Genomic DNA, 19965 nt, shown 5'->3' on the forward strand with positions numbered 1-19965 from the left:
GTAATCGATAGTTTATGGAAATATTTGCGCGTTATACTAATCACAGATCAGATAACGTGAAAGGAGATCTTGTGATGCTGGAAGTTAAAAACGCAAGTAAAATTTATGAAGGAAAAATTGCCTACAAGGCATTAAGCGATATTCAATTATCGATTGGATCAGGTGAATTTGTTGGAATAATGGGTCCGTCAGGAAGTGGAAAAACAACTCTGCTAAATATGATCGCAACAATTGATCAACCAACAACAGGTGAAATATTAATAAACGGGCAAAATCCTCATCTATTGAAAAAGGAAGAACTAGCGAAATTTCGCAGAAGCGAATTAGGCTTTGTCTTTCAGGATTTTAATTTACTTCATACATTAACTGTAGAAGAAAATATTGTCCTTCCATTAACCCTTGATGGCAAAAAGGTAATAGAGATGAAAGAAAAAGCGAATGCAATCGCTGAAAAATTAGGGATATCACAAATAATGAAAAAACGCACCTATGAAATTTCAGGTGGTCAAGCGCAAAGGGCAGCTGTTGCCAGAGCAATGATTCATGTTCCGAAGCTGCTGCTTGCAGATGAACCAACAGGTAATCTGGATTCCAAATCATCTAAAGATGTGATGCAAATGTTAGAATCCATTAACCAAACAGAACGCACGACCATGTTACTCGTAACACATGATCCACAAGCTGCTAGCTACTGCAACCGTGTCATTTTTATTCGTGACGGACAATTTTATTCAGAGATTCATCGTGGAAATAACCGACAAGCTTTCTTCCAAAAAATAATTGATACACTTTCGTTACTGGGAGGGGATGGAAATGACCTTTCGCAGATTCGCGTTTAATAACGTTTTTCGCAATAAACGGTTATATGCCGCCTACTTCCTAAGTAGTATGTTTACAGTGATGGTCTTTTTTACATTTGCCATTTTTGCTTTCCACCCAACGTTAAGCGGAAATGAAATGAATACGTATGTGAAAACTGGAATGTACATTGCAGCTGGGATCATCTATGTTTTTTCTTTTTCTTTATCTTGTATTCAATGAGTTCATTTTTAAATACCCGAAAAAAAGAGTTTGGTTTATTAATGATGCAAGGTATGTCAGTAAGACAAATACGTCTTATGGTGTTCCTCGAGAACATGGTTATTGGCTTTTTTGCCACGATTAGCGGTATTCTCTTTGGATTAGTGTTTGCTAAAGTGATTTTGATGATTGCTGAAAATGTACTTGTCATTGAAGAAGGGCTTAACTTTTATTTTCCAATGATGGCTATTCTTGCAACATTTGTATCGTTTATCATCCTATTCTTCTTTATTTCTTTATTCGTCTCATATATTCTACGCAGTAGAAAACTAATCGACTTAATTAAAGGAAATAAGAAATCGAAAGGTGAACCGAAAGCGAATATATTCCTAACAATTATTGCATGTGTTTTGATTGGAATTGGATATGTTGTTGCATTAATGGTGGAGGGAATGCAAGTAGTAGCCGCTCTGTTACCAGTTGTTATCGTGGTTATTTTAGGAACTTATTTACTATTTACCCAATTAAGTGTTTATATTATCCGTACATTTAAAAACAAAAATAATGTCTTTTGGCGTAAAACGAATATGATTTTATTATCCGACCTTTCGTTTCGTATGAAAGACAATGCCAGAACCTTTTTCTTGGTTGCGATCGTTTCAACGGTTGCCTTTAGTGCGATCGGCTCACTTTATGGTTTCCAAAGCATTCTAACGTCTACGTTCAAAAATACCAATCCTACGACATTTTCGTATCGGGTAATAGAAGATAATGAAGAACGAGATGTGTCGTTGATTAACAAAACGATTAGTCAAGGAAATATGGAAGCGAATCATGAAGAAATAATGCTTCGCTATTATGAAGTAGGGGAAGATATCAATCTTATTGCAAGTGAATCTGAGTTTAATCGTTTTGCGACCTTGATCGGGGAAGAAACGATTGAGATCGACAAAGATCAGGTTAAGGTTGTGGAATTTACAGATTCCACATACGGAAAGACAGAAGAGTTATTAAAGCAATCCATCAAACTAAAATCAGGTGAAACCTTAAAACCTAAGGAAGTGATTTATTCACGAGCACTCCCTGATACTGACTCCTACTATGTTATCTCAGATGAAAGCTATGAAGAATTACAAGCTACTCTTTCTTGGGAAGAGAAGTATCATGCCTGGCAGGTAACAAAAGGTGAAGAACACATATTAGAAGCTTCTAAAACATTAGCAGAAGCCATGCAGCGCTATCAATTCACTGCTGTCGAGTATGAAATCTATGAAATTAATAAAGCTTTTGGACTTGTAATGTTTGTCGGACTGTTTATTGGAATTGTCTTTTTCGTTTCTGCGGGCAGCTTCCTGTATTTCCGTCTTTATGCTGACTTAGATGAAGACAAACAAAAGTTCAAAGCCATTTCAAAAATAGGCTTAACTGAAAAAGAGTTAAAGAATGTGCTGACTAGGCAAACGGCGATCCTTTTCTTCGCACCAATAGTTGTCGCACTCATTCATGGAGCGGTTGCACTTACAGCATTGTCTAACATGTTTTATTTTAATCTTGTGAAACAGTCTGTAACGGTATTAGGTGTATTCTTAGCGATACAAATTGTATACTTTTTCATTGTTCGCTTTTTTTATACGAAGCAGGTTAAAAGCGTGCTTTGATCATACTTTTTTTGAAACTTCTCGGATTAAAGAGAAGTTTCATTTTTTATCTTCCAAAAATAATTTCCATTTTTTGTTGAAATGAATGAGAATTTCCATTATGATGATCTTAGCTACTTTGCAATGCAAAATAGCTAACTTTTTAGTCTGGTATCTTGTAAAACAAGATAGTGAGGTGATGTGATGTCAATACGAAGTCAATTATTAAAAGGAGTTCTCGATGCATGTGTGATGGCAATAGTAAAAAATCAAGCTGTATATGGGTATGAGCTATCACAAAAATTACAACATGCGGGATTGCCTGATATTAGTGAAGGAACAATTTACCCGGTGTTACTTCGGCTTCAAAAAAACGGATACATACGAAGTGAAATGAAAAAATCTCCATCAGGGCCTAATCGGAAATATTATTTTTTAACCGAAGAAGGAGAAGAGGAATTGGAACGGATTACAAATGAATGGTCACTTATAACCAATTCAGTTAACAATTTATTAAATAGAGGTGAAAAAGAATGAGAAGTGCAAAACAGTTAATTCATGAAAATAATGAAAAACGTGAGTTATTGACCGATGAGAATAAACAACTTTATGAAGATTTTTTGATCTATATGCGAACAGAATTACGAATAGCCGAATATGAAAGTGAGGAACTTCTAATGGATATTTTAGATCATCTATTAGAAGCTCAGGAAAATGGAAAAGACGCAACAACCTTGTTCGGCTCAAACCCAAAAGAGTATGCGGAAGAACTAATAGCTTCACTACCTGAAGAAAAGAAACGCTATGTTTTTCCTTTCGTCATCTCACAAGTTTTCAATTTGCTCGGATTATTCGGCTTCATATACGGGCTCGGACAACTAATTTTGCCTTATTTTATACAAATCCCCCAAAGTTTATCGCTTGGAAATAGTGTGGGGCTTATCTTGATCATATTGGCCATGACGTATTTTGGCATCATTGTATTTTTTAAACTAATTCGCTCAACACTTTTCACACAAAATAAAAAGCAAACCCGCAATACAATGTGGAAAGCAGGCTTATTAGGTGGTGGATCATTTGCAATCATCATGCTTTTCACCTGGATTCTTCCGGACTTTGGCCCTGAGGTTCAGGTAGAGTGGTGGGTGTATTTCATCACTGGATTCATTTTGGTCGTGTTAAGTAAATTGATTGGTCGAGTGAATTCATAAACTCGTTTTTTAATTGAAAAAGGCTCTTTTCTAAAAGATTGTTGTTTTTAATAAGTACTTGAAAAAACTAAATAGGGTTGATTTGAACGGATATGCGAGACTCCTGTGGGAGCTGTGGGACAAGTGAGACCCCGCAGACGCAAAGCGTTGAGGAGGCTCACCGCCCACCCCACGGAAAGCGAGTAACCTGGAGCTCAAATCAACAACCTCTACACTTATTACAAAGCAACAATGTTTGCGAAAACAGCCTTAAAAAAAGTGTCTGATACCTAGTAATAAAGCATCAGACACTTTTTTTAGTCAACGTTTAACCTGACTAAACATCCAATCGATCATTTCTTTGTTGTCATAAGCAGGGACCCATGATCCATGATTATAGCCTAGTTCCGTTGGATATTCTGTGTAAATAGGATTTCCACCAGCTTCATTGATCGCTTCAATCGCATTTCTCGTGTAGGAAACTGGGATTACAGCATCATCTTCAGCATGAAACGCCCATAGTGGTTTGTCCTTTAATACATGGACTTCTTCCGGATTCCCACCACCGGCAATTGGTACCATGGCCGCGAAAAGGTCCGGATATGCTACATTTAAATTAAAAGTTCCGTAACCACCCTGTGAAAGTCCTGTAGAATACAGTCGATTAGGATCAATATTGTATTCTTGTATGACTTTTTGAAGGATGTTATAAGCTGTTCCTAAATCCTTAGAGAATTCAAATACTCTAGCTAAATCGATAACATTATCTGAATTTCGTGTGATTCCGAAACCTCCATCATGTTGATTTCTAGCCTGAGGTGCCAGTACAAAGGCATGATGTTTTGCTTGATTTTCTGGTGCTGCCCATATCACCGCACCATCATTTGCCAGCAATTGCTTTTCATTGTCATCACCACGTTCTCCACCTCCGTGAAGAAATAAAACGAGTGGATAAGATACATTTGGTTCATAATTTTCCGGGACATATAAACGATATGGCATGTTTTGATATTCAAGTGTCAAAAACTGATCGGCTATTTCTTGTCTATTAACAAAGTCATAAGTCAATGTTACCACCTCACTGCTAATTTTTCCGTAACTTTTGGTAAGGGCATGATCGTTCACATTTCCGCGCACAGCAAAAGCTTTAATCATTACATCTTCATTGACTGTAATAGGAGCTGTATACAATTTGCTTTTTATCGTAGGTGTACTACCATCTACTGTATAGTAAATTTTAGTGCCGGGAGTGTTGCTTTTTAATGTTATTTGCTGTTCCTTGTAATACTGGCCTGGTTCATGAGATGAAGTAGGTGGTTGGACTTTTCCGTTATTGTTGCCGTTACTAGCAAATGCAGGTAAGGTGAATAGAAAGATCAAAGAAAGTGTGAGAAGCAAACTACGTATGAATACCTTTACTTTGTTATTTAACACATAAATTCCCTCCAAGCTCAGTTTAATAAACAGAAAGTGTGAAAGCAGGTCTAGAAAATTTCAGGAACATTTTTGTTAACGCTTACATATTATTACGAAAAAAATTAAGCTGTCAATATCAATCTTTTACACTTTCAAATGAAAAAAGTAGATTTTTCCTGTTAAAATAAGGGTCAATCATATAGAAAAATATTTTTGTTTCTATGAAAATTTAAATTCAAGTTTAGGAGGAGGTTGGGCATTGTCTTACGAAAACTTTAAAGGGCTTTCGATAGAAGATCAATTAGAGTGGTATAAAGCTGCGATTTATTCGATTCATGATGGAGTACTTGTCATAGATTCTAAAGAAATTGTTCGATTAATTAATCCGGAATATACGCGAATTACAGGAGTAAAGCCAAAAGACATCATTGGAAAACCACTTCGAGTTGTCCGCCCAAAGGCTCAACTTGCTGAAACCCTTAAAGACGGTAAAGAACGAATCGGTGTTTATCGAAAAGAGGGAAATGTAGAATATGTAGTTGATATGGCACCAATTCTATTACACGATGAAATGATTGGAGCTGTTTCGATTTGTAAAGGATTAACGGAGGTACATACACTTTCAAAGGAACTGGAGAAAAATAAGCAAAAACTATCACAATTGAAAGAGAGGATGGGGACTTTATATCAAGCGAAATACACATTTGAACAGATTATCGGTACTGATGGTGGCCTAAAGGATGCTGCTTACTTAGGAAAAAAAGCGGCGAGCTCAAACTTACCGGTTTTAATTGTTGGCGAGAGTGGAACAGGAAAAGAACTCTTTGCTCAAGCTATACATAATGCCAGTCCGCGTGCTGATCGCCCGTTTATTCCAGTGAACTGTGCCTCGATTCCTGCTTCACTAATTGAAAGTGAGTTATTTGGATATGCGGAAGGTACCTTTACAAGTGCGAAAAAAGGTGGAAAGCTGGGACTTTTTGAAATCGCTAACTCCGGAACAATCTTTTTAGATGAAATAGGAGAATTATCATACGATTTACAGGCAAAGCTTCTTCGCGTTTTACAGGAAAATACGCTTCGGCGTGTAGGGGAAGCGGGTGAAAGACAAATTGATGTCCGCATAATTGCTGCGACTAATCGTGATCTTCACCAACTGATCGAGAAAAAACGTTTTCGTGAAGACTTGTATTATCGGCTAAATGTCTTACACCTCGAGATCCTCCCGCTTCGAAAGAGAAAACAAGATATTCCCGATATTGTGGAGTTTATTTTGAATAAACATGCCATCCATTCTGAAAAAGAACAATCTTATGAGTTACATGAGTCAACTCTTGCTATTTTTCAAGCATATGATTGGATAGGAAACGTTCGCGAATTAAAAAATACGATTGATTTTGCTGTTTGTATGACAGATACAAACATAATTTTACCAGAGCATTTACCAAATAATTTCCATAGTGGTACGATATATAAATCAAATGAGCAGACAAGTTATTTGTTAAAACAGGCTGTTGAAGAGACTGAACGAAACGTAATCATAGAGGTGTTGAAAAAACAAGGATCAGAACTCGACGATAAGAAAAAAGCTGCCAAAGTATTAGGAGTGTCTTTAGCTACTCTTTATAACAAAATGAAAAAATATCATATTGGTGATTTCTAAAAAATTAGAAATGTGGATACTGTATTCTAAAAGTTTAGAATACAAGGAACAGTCTATGCTAAGTTAACAAAAAAGAAGTTTTACATTTGTTATGATTCTAAAAAATTAGAAACCTATTTATAAAACGCTTACAATCAGGCGTTTTTTATTTTGGCATAAAAATTGCATTACTTATTATGAAGAAGGGAAGATTGTTCCAACATATATTAAGGAGAGTAGGAAGTTGTGCGGTAACAAATACCTTTTAGTCATATGAGAGGTGAGAGATGTGTTAAAAATAGGTAGTGGAGCTGGATTTTCAGGTGACAGGCTGGAACCTGCGGTTGAACTAGCTAAAAAAGTAGACTTAGATTATTTAGTGTTAGAGTGTTTAGCAGAAAGAACGATTGCTATTGCTCAAATGGAAAAGAAAAAAGATAAAAATAAGGGGTATGATCCGCTGCTTGTTGATCGACTACAAGCATTATTAACCGTTTTGAATGAGAAGCGGTTTCGAATTGTTACCAATATGGGCGCGGCCAACCCAATTGCAGGTGCAAAAAAAATACTTGAGATTTCAAGGGAAAAGGACATTGCCTGTAAGGTTGCTGTCGTAACAGGTGATGATGTAATCCTAGAGCTTGATAGTGAAAACGATGTTCTTGAAAACAATCATAAACTAAAAGATTACAAAGTGATCTCTGCCAATGCATATCTTGGGGCAGAGGCACTTCTCCCGGCATTGAAAACAGATGCAGATATTATTATAACAGGTCGGGTGGCTGATCCATCTTTATTCCTTGCACCAATGATTCACCACTACAACTGGTCCCTTGAGGACTATGAACGATTAGGTCAAGGGACTGTCATTGGGCATTTGCTTGAATGTGCAGGCCAAATTACAGGGGGGTATTTCGCTGATATAGGAGAAAAGGAAGTTGATGGGTTAGCTGAGTTGGGATTCCCTTATGCCAGCATTGATCGAGATGGCACAGGCATTATTATGAAAACCCCACATTCAGGTGGAATTGTGAACGTACGAACAGTTAAGGAACAATTACTATATGAGGTTCATAATCCAAGTCAATACCTGACACCTGATGTAACTGCAGACTTTTCCAATGTAACGCTAACTCAACTTGAAAAAAACAAAGTAATGGTCACAGGAGGTAGCGGGAGAAAAAAACCTGATTCTTATAAAGTTTCAATTGGTTATCATGCAGGATATATAGGAGAAGGAGAAATTTCCTATGCAGGCACGACATCTGTGGAAAGAGGCAGGATGGCTGAAGAAATTTTAAGAAAAAGACTTTCTAGCACAATTCAGGATTTAAGGGTTGACCTAATCGGACTTTCCTCTGTTCATAGAACAAATTTCGGGAATGAACATCCTTATGAAGTGAGGGTTCGAGCAATAGCACTTTGCCCAACAAGAACGGATGCCATTTCTATAGGAAATGAAGTGGAAGCACTCTATACAAACGGGCCATATGGAGGTGGAGGTGCAAGAAAAAGAGTTTCAGAGTGTGTTGGTGTCGTGTCTACGTTACTAGAAAGAGAACGGGTCGATAAAAATGTGAAAACGGAGGTATTAAAAAATGAATGGGAAATCAATCAAACTCTATAAAGTAGCACATAGCAGAGCTGGTGATAAGGGAAATACATCCAACTTATCCTTGATTCCTTACAATGAAAGTGACTATGAATGGATCGGTCAAGAGATAACAGCAAAAAGAGTAAAAGAACATTTACAGGATATTTTCCATGGTGATGTGATCCGATATGATTTACCTTCCATTAAATCCTATAATTTTGTTTGCAAAAATAGTTTACTAGGCGGTGTCACAACGTCACTCGCATTAGATACACATGGTAAAAGTTTAAGCAGTGCTTTATTAGAGATGGAGATTGCTCTTCCCAGTTAGGGAGGGAGTCTTCAAAGTGATGTGAACGCTTAAATACAGGAGGGAAATCATGGTTGCGACATTGGGTTTTTTAACAATTATGGTGTTTTTGCTTTTGATTTTAACGAAAAAGGTCTCCGTTATTGTCGCGTTAATTATTGTTCCACTAGTATTTGCTTTGATAGGAGGATTTGGTTCTGAGTTAGGGACACTTATGCTAGATGGTATTCTAAGTGTAGCTCCCACAGGAATTATGTTAGGATTTGCCATTTTATTTTTCGGTGTTATGAACAATGCCGGGTTATTTGACCCTATCATTTCAAGAGTATTAAAAATGGTGAAGGGAGATCCTTTAAAAATTGCAGTTGGAACAGCTGTTATTGCTATGGTTACTCATCTTGATGGCTCTGGTGCCTCAACTTTTTTAATTACAATACCTGCACTTCTCCCTTTATACGATAAATTGGGAATGAGTCGGTTAGTTCTTGCCGGTGTTGTAGCTTTGGGCGCAGGGGTTATGAATATCATGCCATGGGGTGGACCAGCCGCAAGAGCTGGGAGTGCATTAGAGATCGATCCTGGAGCGATTTTCACACCTCTCATTCCAGCCATGATTGCAGGAATTATTTGGGTCCTTTTTGTTTCCTATATTCTTGGGAAAAGAGAGAGAAAACGCTTAGGTATTAAGGATATGGAATATAACTATGATCAAGAGCTCTCGGATGAAGAAAGAAGCATGAGAAGACCTAAACTATTTTGGATCAATCTCGCTATCACCGTATTAGCTGTTGTTGCTCTTGTCAAAGTTTGGTTACCTCTCCCCATTGTCTTTATGGTTGCTTTTGCGATTGCCTTACTACTTAATTATCCAAAACCATATGATCAACAAGAACAAATTAAAAGCCAGGCACTTGGCATGGTTACTGTCATTTCTATTATTTTTGCAGCAGGTATATTTACCGGAATCCTAAGCGGAACAGGGATGATTGAAGAAATGGCATTGGCAATGGTGAATATTATTCCTGAAAGTGTTGGGGGATCAATGGCCATACTAATTGCCGTCATCAGCATGCCCATTAGTCTTCTTTTTACTCCGGATGCCTATTACTTTGGAGTATTACCGGTATTAAGTCAATCCGCAGAAATGTATGGAGTCTATCCAATTGAAATGGCTAGAGCATCGATCCTGGGTCAAATGACAACAGGATTTCCGTTAAGTCCATTAACAGCCTCAACTTTCCTCCTTATTGGTTTAGCAGGAGTCGAATTAGGTGATCACCAACGCTTTATTTTCAAATGGGCATTTGGAACAACAATCGTGATGACGATCGTGGCAGTTATTATCGGTGTTATCTAACTGTTATGTACGAATAGAAGGATATTTTCTCATACATTATTATTAGCCATCTTATAAAGTTTGCTCAGTTTGTAGACAAAGTAAAATTTGCTAGCCTTTCAGACTGATTGCTAACGCTTGCGTATCAAAGCACGAAGCCTTGTGAGGAGCGGAGTTACCAGTGATGGTAATGAGCACCGTAGCAAGGTGAGTAACGAAGAAATCGAGCGTTTGTCAACAGTCTGAGCCAACTTATAAAGTTGGATTTTTGGCGTAATTATCCGGAAAGAGGGAGTAGGGTTTCTGCTCTTGACTGGATTAGCTAAAACGACCAATGTTATATTAAATAATATAGAAGGAAAATGATTTAATAAATGGTTAGTTATAATAAAAAACAAGAGGGATCAAATGACCAAGCATATAAAAGAAACACAAGCAAAGAAAATACTAACGGAAGCAAAGGGATATTTAGATGTTGGATTTACACATTCATTAAATCCATACAGCGGCTGCGGTTTTTCCTGTTTATACTGTTATGTTCGAGAAATGCCTATTCAACGATTCAAAGACATACCCTGGGGCGAATGGGTGGATATAAAAACAAATGCAGCAGAAAATTACCGAAAAGAAATACTGAGACTTCGCAAAAAAGCAAAGCTGGTGAACATTTTTATGTCTTCAGCCACAGACCCATACCAACCAATTGAACGGAAAGCAACCATCACCCGCAAGGCTTCTAGAAGAAATGATTGACCATCCACCAGATTTTATCCAAATTCAAACACGAAGCCCTCTCATCAAGAGGGATATTGATTTGCTCGTTATATTAAAAGAGAAATGCAATGTTCTTGTATCAATGACGATTGAAACAGATCGGGAAGATATCAAAAGGTTATTTGCCCCATACGCACCCGGAATAACATTGAGGTTAAACGTTATGAAACAACTTCGTGACGCAGGAATATCAACACAAGCATCCATTTCTCCTGTATTACCCTTTACACCTGATTTTCCAAAAGTTTTACAAGACAAGGCAGATCATATTTGGATTGATACATTGAGTATTGGCGATGGTTCAATGGGAAAACGTTCAGAGAAATTAGGGATGCCGACTTTATTTGAGGAACACGGTCTATCTAAATGGTACCGGAAAGATATTCACGTAGCCGTGGAAAAATATTTTAAAAAATACTTTCCACGTGATAGGGTTAGAGTTTCTAAAAATGAAGCGTTTTTTAACTAAGTGCTGTATCTATTTAAACGTTTATTTATTAAATTGGATACTATTTTTAACTCCTGTACGTAATAAAATAACCAGAAAAAGCTAATTACTAAATATTATTGCTTACGTTTCAGCCTATTTAGGAGGATATAATGGTGGTTAACAACAACTTAAAGAAAGCAGAAAGAGGAGTATGGATCAGCATTTTAGCTTATGTTTTACTTTCAGCGATTAAGTTAATCGCTGGTTTTATTGGAAACTCAGATGCATTAAGAGCTGATGGATTAAATAATTTAACAGATGTGATTGCATCAGTAACTGTTTTAATCGGGTTAAGATTTGCCCAAAAACCTGCGGATGAAAATCATAAGTATGGTCACACAAGAGCAGAGACGATCGCTTCGTTAATTGCTGCAATTATCATGTTTATTGTAGGTATACAAGTGATTGTGGATGCTTTTAAAAATTTTACTTCTCCAACGGAAAGTACACCAGAACTATTTACTGCATTTGTTGCTTTATTCGGTGCCATTTTTATGTATTTTGTTTATCGATACAATCGAAAATTATCAAAAAAACTTGAAAGTAAGGCATTATACGCTGCTGCCCAGGATAACCGCTCAGATGCATTAGTTAGTATAGGGGCAGTTATTGGGATCGTAGGTTCATATTTAGGATTTGCCCGTCTGGATTCTATTGTGGCTGCCATCGTCGGACTTATTATATGTCATACTGCATGGGGAATCTTTAAAGAAGCCGTCCACGATTTAACAGACGGCTTTGATGCCGAGAAATTAAAAGAAATAGAAGAAGAAATCAAAAATACACCTGGAGTCACCTTCGTTAAAGACCTAAAAGCACGCGTATCCGGCAATCAAACAACAGTCGATGCCATTATTTTTGTCAAATCAACCCTTACAATCATCGAAGGTCACAACATCACCGACAAAATCGAACAACGACTCCGCGAAACATACAACATCGAACGCGTCCACATACACGTCGAACCAAATTAGGGACAAGGGGACAGGTGAGCTGACCCACTTGTCTTTTTCTATGGGACAAAGGGACAGGTCAATTGTCCCAATTACCTTGATTTACTATAGGGAATCCTTTTTTACTCCATATCAATGAACGTTCATGTTCTTTGTGAAACCCATTGGAATTGAATTTAATGGATAACCTGCTCCCATGTTATATCAAAGCCTTTTTTCCAAAGCAGCCACAGAGTGACAATTGAAATAACCAAATATAAATAGATGCCGTAAGAAAATAACGTACTGATAAAATGTAGACCTGCAAATAATCCGGCAATTAGCATTAAACCAAATACAAGTGCCCCATTGTTTTGATTTACTTGTTCAAATGACTCTGAAAAGGGTAGTGATTTTTTTACAATCATAAAACAAATGACAGCATATAGACAGGAATTGATAAAGACGACAATTAGATCTGGCAGCACTTTTACACCAAATAATGCAAGAAAGAGTACAGATAACAGCAAGTAAACAGGTAAATATAATTTAAAAATAAAGGCCTTTATTGTGCCACTGAACATCGGCTTTAACTGCGTTATAGGTGCAACCCTGTAAATCCATGAGCCTTTATACTTTCCTGAAAACTTCAAAAGCATCATGGTGGTCGGGATAATGATTAAACTAAAGTAAATGGATAAATACGAATTGCTTGTGGATATCCGATCAAAATCAGGATTAAAATCATTCATGATAAAAATAAACGGGATGACCACAGAAAACCCCAAAGATGGATAAACTTTCAATTTGAAATCTCGTTCATTTTTCATCATTAAACCTGCAAATCGGAAAAAGGTTCTTTCCTCATGTGTTCGACAAATGAGTGTAAGGAGCAATTGACCAAACTTACTCCGTCTTTTATCTTTAGCTTTCTCTTGATATGTAAGCTTTTGGAGGTTTTGCTCAAAAGCAGGATTAAATTTTATATATAACCAGAGCGATAGAAGAGGGAATATGACCCCTAATGCTGAAAATAATAGATAAATCGGCTGGAAATCACCATTCATGATCATATCCATGATTGCACCATACCACATTGGAAAAATAAATACCTGCCACCATTGCGGTTCAAATGAAATGGTTACGTCAATAATAACAAAGGAACGAGCAAGTAATTGATACCCGATCATAATCGCGAGCGAAAGGAAAATTTGGACATAATTAATTATATCTTTTAATTTTTCTCCATCGAAAAATAGTAAAATAGACAAATAGATAAGTGCTGTAAGCCCAACGACAAATATGTCTATAAGGAGAATATTCATCACTGATACTAAGAAGAAAATCAATCCATTCTTAACAAGACCCGCTATTAAAGGAATTCCTACAAGAGCAATCGTTAGAAAAAAGAGATAAATCATAATATGAACCATTTTAGCTGTGCTAATGGTTCTTCTATTAACAGGCTTTGGAAACAGGATATTTCGATCACGTATGTCCAGCAGTACAGAAGAAAAGTCGGAAATCATTGATGTCATCACAAAGAAGGTGAAAATTCCATAGAAGAGGCTCATTTGAAAAAGATAAGAATCTCCTATAAATAAAAAAGGGATCATAAACAGTCCGAATATAACATAAATCCATAATGATTTAATATACTGATTGCTGGTTTCCTTGTCTTTGTTTGGAGCATTTTGAGAGTAAATAGTTGGAATCCGCCGACCATCCATTGTCAATTTTACTTGGAGTATTTTTCTCATACTCTTGTAGTCTATATCAAAGCTTGTGAAAACTTTCTCTAATCGATCTAATAGCTTAAGTGTGCGAAAATCCTTCATTTTTACATCTCCCTTACAACAGAAACAAACCGTGAGCCAAGTTCTTTATGTTCACTAAATCCGGTCAGTTGGGTGAAAATTTGTTCAAGAGTTCCATCTTTGTTTTCTCGTTTTAACTCTTCAAATGGACCATCTGCTGCTATTTTGCCTTCATGTAGAAGAATGATTCTGCTGCTTATTTTTTCAACCACATCCATAATATGTGAAGAGTAGAAAATCGTTTTGCCTTGTGCTGAAAGCTGGGTCATAATTTCTTTAAAAACCATCATACTGTTTGCATCCAAACCATTAATTGGTTCATCAAAAAACAAAAGTTCAGGATTATGTAGTAAGCTAGAAATAATTAAAAGCTTTTGGCGCATTCCTTTTGAATAAGACACAATGCGGGAATGATAAACTTCCCCAATACCAAACAGTTCCATTAGACGTTTTGCCTTATATTCAGCAAGGTCGGAATCGAGTCCATACAATTCACCAATAAATGTAAGATATTCATGACCAGTTAAATTATCATAAACCTCAGCAATTTCCGGCACATATCCGATTTTTCTTTTATACTCAATACTTCCATCAGAAATATCATGCCCGAATAATTTAACCTCACCTGAATAGTCACTTTCAATGCCAAGCATAATTTTAACAGTTGTACTTTTTCCGGCTCCGTTTGGACCAATATAACCAATAATTTCGCCACGTTTCACGTGAAGTGATACACCATTTAATACAGTCTTTGAACCATAATTTTTTTTCAAATTATTAATTTCTACTATCATATCTCTCATATCCTGAAACCCCCATTTTTTCCATATCACACTAAATAATACGATAGAGATATTCAAATAGTTTCACATTTTGTACATATTGAAAAAAACCTTGCAAAATGCAAGGTTAAAGATAAGTTAAAAACAAAAAGCCAACTATTAAAAAGTTGGCCGTTATTTCAATCTGTATATTAGATCTTGTACTTTGACTAAAATAAACGAATTTTCTAAACTCTGGATTTCATATAGACCATTACCATGTTCATGAAAAATGAAATGGATCCGACTGTTATAAATAACTTTTTGTCCAAATTTAATAAACATCCATCCTTCGTTCGTTTAGATTAATTATAACATATATACGACACACATACGAGTTTAATAACTACAACTACGACTCTATGATAAACATAGTGTAAGTCGCCTGATTTTATAAACATATAGACAAGTTATTTTCACAGCTCATATTTTTAAGACTCAATTTCGACAACAATTTAAGAATATCAATGGCTAACTAAATTTTCCAACCAATCCTCAATTTATCTCTTCATAAAAAATAATTCTATTAAAGAAAGGATCTATCACTGTCAACTCAACAGTATTCCATGGCGACTTCTCTAAAGCAGGATTGGAAAAATCATACTTTTTTGCTTGAAGAGTGGAATGAAATTGATTTATATTGTCTAATCTAATTCGAATTGCACAGCCTGGAGAGGAGTCACCATGATGTTCTGAAAGATGCAAAATAATATGATTTAAAGATATTTGACAATAGATAGGCATGTTTTTTTCATATTGATGACTCCAATCTATCTTAAAACCTAAGTAATCAACATAGAATTCCTTTGCCTTTTCCAGTTCAAACATTCTTATAATCGGTGTAATCACGATTCTTACACATCCTTTATATGTATTCATTTATCTAGTTTACTTATAACATGACCTACGTCACATGAGTAGTACTTTTTATATGTATAATTGCGGATTCATTTACGTGAAGGATATTATAGAAAGCTTAGAGAATAACATTATTTAGTTATTTGAGTTTAATAATCGGTGCGCATTAAATTAAAATGCGTATGATTAACACTTTACCTAACACTATTTTAAAAATACAAACCAATCTAGTGAGGTGAATGGAATGCCAAAAGTGGTTATGACTTTTCCAGGAGGAAAGCATAAAGTACTGACGATGAGCTATGATGATGGAAAGGCTGCCGATCGACGGCTAGTCGAAATTTTTAACCGATATGGAATAAAGGGGACTTTTCACCTTAATTCCGGCCTGTTTGGAACAGGAGACAGAATTCCTGAAAACGAAGTGGCTGAACTATACAGAGGCCATGAAATCTCAGCACACACATCGACACATCCAACTATTGCGAGGTCTCCTAAAGAGCAACTTCTACATGAGATATTAGAAGATAGAAAAAATCTGGAGAGAATTGCAAATTACACAGTTAGAGGAATGTCCTATCCAAACGGCTCTTATAATTCATACATAAAAGAATTACTGCCTTATATGGGTATTGAATATTCAAGAACTGTCAATAGTACCGGTGACTTTTCCATACCTGATGATTTGTTGGAGTGGAATCCAACCTGTCATCATAATAGAGAATTAATGCAACGAGCTGATGATTTTGTTAAACTTCACAAAAAGCAATATCTATATATGATGTATGTTTGGGGTCACAGTTATGAATTTGACAACGATCAAAACTGGGACTTAATAGAAAACTTCTGTGAGTATGTTGGTAACCGGGATGATATCTGGTACGCAACAAATATTGAAATTGTTGATTATATGAAAGCATTCCAAAACCTTAAATTTTCAGCAAGCAGCCAGTTTGTCTTCAACCCATCAGCCATGTCGGTATGGCTAAGTGTGGATGAAAAGATCTTTGAGGTAAAAGGAGGGAGTCAGCTTCTGCTAACTGAAGAAGCTTTGGCTGAGTAATAACAATCGTAGTTGAACAGGATAAAAATGGCTATTTTTTATCCTGTTCTAGTAATTCAATAATTCTATCAAGCTTTTTTTCAATTTCATTATCTTTTTGAGACTGCGGATTCTTCGAAAGGAGCGATCGAACAAGAAAAAAAACGACAGCAAAAATTCCGAACATAAAAATAAACATTAATAGCTGAAATACAACATCACCAATATTCATATAAATACCTCTCTTAACAAGTTTTGGGAATAGTGTATCACAAATTCCCTCTTGAGAGTGAAGTATGATTCATTCTTTTAAAACTAAAAACGCAAAGAATTACTTGGTGAAACTCGATTTTTTCGATTATTTAATAAAGCGATACAATCTGCCAATCGCTCAACTCCTGCTTTAATTTGTTTCTCCTCCACTTGAGAGATGCTTAATCTCAAGAAATTTTCTTTTTGGTATTCTGGCAAAAACATCCGGGATGCATCATCGACAAACACATGATTCTCATTCAGCATAAGAACGACTTGTTTTGCCGATATATGTTCAGGCAAAATGACGGATAGATAAAAACCGGAAGTCGGTTTTGTAAACTGGGTATGATCTGGTAACAGTAATTCACACGATTCTTGAAGAATGTCCATCTTCCTTTTGTATACATGTTTAATTTTTTTCAGATGTTTATTAAACATACCGCTTTTCATATAGACTTCCAGCGCTCCTTGAGAAAGGGCGGCACTATTAAAATCCAAACTGAATTTATATCGCAAAAAAGTGTTGATCAAAAACGTTGGAAGCACAACAGCAGCAACCCTTAATCCTGGAAGGAAAACTTTTGAAAAGCTTTTAATATAAATAACTCTCCCGGAAGGATCAAACGAATAGAAAGGGTCCGATTTTGTATTGAGATCAAGGTCTCCTAAAAAATCATCCTCCACAATATAAACATCGTATTTTTCCGCTAATTCAACCATTTTTTTCTTTTCTTTGTTCGTATAACTATGTCCAAGTGGATTGTGAAACCGGGGAATGACATAGAAAAATTTTATATCATTATTCCGGAATATGTACTCAAGACGCTCAAGATCAATGCCTTCCATCGTTAACTCAATGGCGAATGCTTTTGCTGATTGTAAAGAGATCGATTCAAGGAAACCGAAATAGGTAGGCTGTTCCATGAGAATATTGTTTTTTCCATTAGGAAATGGCATAGAAATGAGTAAGTGCAGAGCTTGTTGTGAGCCAGAAGTGATGACTATTCTCTCAGGTTGAGTGAACACTTGGAGATTTTGCAAATATTTCACCAACTGAACTCGTAATGAGTAAAGCCCTTGTTGGTCAGTATATGTAAATAACTCACCTTTATATTGTTCAATTGCTTCGTTCATACAATGTTGAAAGTCTTCATATGGCATAACACTTTTATCTGGACCTGCAGACAAAAAGTCGATCACATCATGATCACTTGCTTTATACTGAATTTCTTTCATGACATAAAAGCCGCTTTTAGGTATGGAGTAGATAAAATGTTCTTTTTCAAGTTCTTCGTAAGCTTTAATTACTGTATTCTTGCTGCAAGAAAAATCCTCAGATAACTGTCGGACAGAAGGAAGCTTATCACCGGCATTAAGTGAACCCTCTGTAAGTCGAATTTTTATTTCTTCCATTATCTCCGTATATTTTAAGCCCATCCGTACATCCTCCTCAATCTGTACCCGTACAGTTAAGTGAAACAATTGTTTATTTCTACCCTGTGTACCTATTAACATGTTAATTATACCAGAACTGTCTCTTGCGTCATGAAGAATATAATACTAAAGATAAAGGTAGGTAGAGTAAGCATGCAGAATGAAAAAAGAGCGAAAATTGGATTTTTGTTAGGAATAATAGCTGTTGTTTGTTTTAGTTTAACTCTTCCTTCCACAAGTATTGCTGTAGAGTATTTTGGAGCGACAATCGTGGGCTTAGGAAGAACAGTTGTTGCAGCTATTTTAGTGGCAATCATATTCATCGCTCGAAAAGAAAAACTTCCGTCACCACGTCAATTCAAAAGCCTTGGAATTGTTGCCTTTGGTGCCGTATTAGGATTTCCGCTCCTCACATCTTGGGCAATGGAGTCCTTGCCTGTTTCTCATGGGGCAGTAGAAGTCGCTTTGTTACCATTAGCTACAGCGGGATTTGCCATGCTGAGAGCAGGGGAAATTCCATCGAAAAAATTCTGGTTTTCTAGTTTAATAGGGTCTTTGGCTGTTATGATCTATGCCTTTCATCTAGGTTTCGGTCACTTACAATTTGCTGATTTAGCCATACTGGCAGCTGTGTTGATACTTGGACTGAGTTATGCAGAAGGAGGGAAATTAGCGAAGGAATTAGGAAGTTGGCAAGTCATTGCGTGGGCAATTTTGATTGGTGCACCGTTTTTCATGATTCCTGTAGGGTTACATCTTACCATTGAAATGCTTCATGCTCCCATTCAAGCATGGGTCAGTTTCTTTTACCTAGCTGTTGTTAGTCAATTTTTAGCATATGTTGCTTGGTATAGTGGAATGTCTTTGGGTGGTATAGCAAGAGTAAGTCAGATTCAATATTTACAGCCATTTTTAATGATTCTCTTTGCAACAGTTTTTCTCGATGAATCCATCACATTTTTCACGCTAGTCATAGCGGTGGTGGTTGTCTTTTCGGTAATATTAGGCAAAAATGCTCCTATTATAAAAAAGGGATCTCATCCTAACAAAACTAATTAGAAGATACTCTTACTCTTTAGTTCCTAAGTTGACATGCAATGCAGATCTTGATAATTTCAGATTAGAATAGCATATAAGGGAAGTAGCTGGGTAAAGAGAATGAAAATATATAAACTAAAGAAGAACTTTAAAGGCTTTAAAAAGGGAACACAATTCTATTTGATTGCTGAATCTGAGTTTATCGGTGTTAAAGAATTTGTATTCCGGACAAAAGATTTGGTAATTAGAATTTCTGTTAATGAAAGCGAACTGGTACATAATTTTATATTGTTGAATGATGGATGATTAAATGTTTTATTCATGATTCAAATAGTAATTTAACTGATAATGATCATTAT

The 19965-nt window shown here is 36.2% G+C and carries 16 protein-coding genes and 2 pseudogenes; 12 read left to right on the forward strand and 6 right to left on the reverse strand.

What is annotated here, in order from left to right; all coding sequences use genetic code 11:
• Positions 1–74: 74 nt before the first annotated feature.
• From AC0L8O_RS10400 to AC0L8O_RS10415, 4 genes and pseudogenes are all read left to right on the forward strand, one after another.
• The gene (locus AC0L8O_RS10400) at positions 75–839 is read left to right on the forward strand and encodes an ABC transporter ATP-binding protein (RefSeq protein ID WP_473447901.1); all 765 of its coding nucleotides are present in this window, start codon (positions 75–77) and stop codon (positions 837–839) included.
• Positions 814–2678, forward strand: a pseudogene (locus tag AC0L8O_RS10405) (ABC transporter permease). Before AC0L8O_RS10400 ends, AC0L8O_RS10405 begins: the two are co-directional and overlap by 26 nt.
• A gap of 183 nt (positions 2679–2861) precedes the next feature.
• Positions 2862–3194 (forward strand): PadR family transcriptional regulator, encoded by a 333-nt coding sequence (locus AC0L8O_RS10410; RefSeq protein WP_473447903.1) that lies wholly within the window; start codon positions 2862–2864, stop codon positions 3192–3194.
• Positions 3191–3868 carry a DUF1129 family protein gene (locus tag AC0L8O_RS10415; RefSeq protein ID WP_473447905.1) on the forward strand — a complete coding sequence of 226 codons (678 nt, stop codon included), beginning with the start codon at positions 3191–3193 and terminating at the stop codon, positions 3866–3868. The genes AC0L8O_RS10410 and AC0L8O_RS10415 overlap by 4 nt, the downstream gene beginning before the upstream one ends.
• Positions 3869–4168: 300 nt before the next feature.
• Here the strand turns inward: AC0L8O_RS10415 and AC0L8O_RS10420 are convergent, their stop codons facing one another.
• Complete coding sequence (locus AC0L8O_RS10420; RefSeq protein ID WP_473447907.1) at positions 4169–5281, reverse strand: chitobiase/beta-hexosaminidase C-terminal domain-containing protein; 1113 nt, start codon at positions 5279–5281, stop codon at positions 4169–4171.
• A 241-nt stretch (positions 5282–5522) separates the two neighbouring features.
• Between AC0L8O_RS10420 and AC0L8O_RS10425 the strand changes: the two genes are divergently transcribed.
• The 6 genes and pseudogenes from AC0L8O_RS10425 to AC0L8O_RS10450 all read left to right on the forward strand — a co-directional run bounded on the left by AC0L8O_RS10425 (position 5523) and on the right by AC0L8O_RS10450 (position 12383).
• A complete protein-coding gene (locus AC0L8O_RS10425; RefSeq protein WP_473447909.1) occupies positions 5523–6926 on the forward strand; it encodes a sigma-54 interaction domain-containing protein in 1404 nt (467 codons plus the stop codon).
• Positions 6927–7194: 268 nt separating this feature from the next.
• Positions 7195–8532, forward strand: a complete 1338-nt coding sequence (locus AC0L8O_RS10430) for an acyclic terpene utilization AtuA family protein (protein ID WP_473447911.1) — start codon at positions 7195–7197, stop codon at positions 8530–8532.
• Positions 8504–8830, forward strand: coding sequence for an AtuA-related protein (locus AC0L8O_RS10435; protein ID WP_473447913.1), 327 nt, complete (start codon positions 8504–8506; stop codon positions 8828–8830). Before AC0L8O_RS10430 ends, AC0L8O_RS10435 begins: the two co-directional genes overlap by 29 nt.
• 49 nt (positions 8831–8879) lie before the next feature.
• A complete protein-coding gene (locus AC0L8O_RS10440) occupies positions 8880–10166 on the forward strand; it encodes a CitMHS family transporter (RefSeq protein ID WP_473447915.1) in 1287 nt (428 codons plus the stop codon).
• Positions 10167–10553: 387 nt separating this feature from the next.
• Positions 10554–11388, forward strand: a pseudogene (locus AC0L8O_RS10445) (SPL family radical SAM protein).
• 131 nt (positions 11389–11519) lie between these two features.
• Positions 11520–12383, forward strand: a complete 864-nt coding sequence (locus AC0L8O_RS10450; protein WP_473447917.1) for a cation diffusion facilitator family transporter — start codon at positions 11520–11522, stop codon at positions 12381–12383.
• A gap of 155 nt (positions 12384–12538) precedes the next feature.
• Here the strand turns inward: AC0L8O_RS10450 and AC0L8O_RS10455 are convergent, their stop codons facing one another.
• The 3 genes from AC0L8O_RS10455 to AC0L8O_RS10465 form a co-directional block, all read right to left on the reverse strand.
• Positions 12539–14179: a hypothetical protein gene (locus tag AC0L8O_RS10455; protein ID WP_473447919.1), complete on the reverse strand. Its 1641-nt coding sequence runs from the start codon at positions 14177–14179 to the stop codon at positions 12539–12541.
• Between the two features lie 2 nt (positions 14180–14181).
• Positions 14182–14961 (reverse strand): ABC transporter ATP-binding protein, encoded by a 780-nt coding sequence (locus AC0L8O_RS10460; RefSeq protein WP_473447921.1) that lies wholly within the window; start codon positions 14959–14961, stop codon positions 14182–14184.
• A gap of 513 nt (positions 14962–15474) precedes the next feature.
• Positions 15475–15828, reverse strand: a complete 354-nt coding sequence (locus tag AC0L8O_RS10465; protein ID WP_473447923.1) for a glyoxalase superfamily protein — start codon at positions 15826–15828, stop codon at positions 15475–15477.
• A gap of 253 nt (positions 15829–16081) precedes the next feature.
• Here AC0L8O_RS10465 and AC0L8O_RS10470 point away from each other — a divergent pair, with 253 nt between their 5' ends.
• On the forward strand, positions 16082–16900 hold the full coding sequence (locus tag AC0L8O_RS10470; protein ID WP_473447925.1) for a polysaccharide deacetylase family protein: 819 nt from the start codon (positions 16082–16084) through the stop codon (positions 16898–16900).
• 31 nt (positions 16901–16931) lie between these two features.
• Here the strand turns inward: AC0L8O_RS10470 and AC0L8O_RS10475 are convergent, their stop codons facing one another.
• A complete protein-coding gene (locus AC0L8O_RS10475; RefSeq protein ID WP_078433909.1) occupies positions 16932–17111 on the reverse strand; it encodes a DUF4083 domain-containing protein in 180 nt (59 codons plus the stop codon).
• Between the two features lie 83 nt (positions 17112–17194).
• The gene (locus AC0L8O_RS10480; protein WP_473447927.1) at positions 17195–18571 is read right to left on the reverse strand and encodes an aminotransferase-like domain-containing protein; all 1377 of its coding nucleotides are present in this window, start codon (positions 18569–18571) and stop codon (positions 17195–17197) included.
• A gap of 150 nt (positions 18572–18721) precedes the next feature.
• Here AC0L8O_RS10480 and AC0L8O_RS10485 point away from each other — a divergent pair, with 150 nt between their 5' ends.
• Entirely contained in the window at positions 18722–19627 is a 906-nt protein-coding gene (locus AC0L8O_RS10485) for a DMT family transporter (RefSeq protein ID WP_473447929.1), read from the forward strand.
• Positions 19628–19965: the final 338 nt, after the last annotated feature.

Source organism: Metabacillus sp. KJ11-3, from assembly GCF_055808295.1.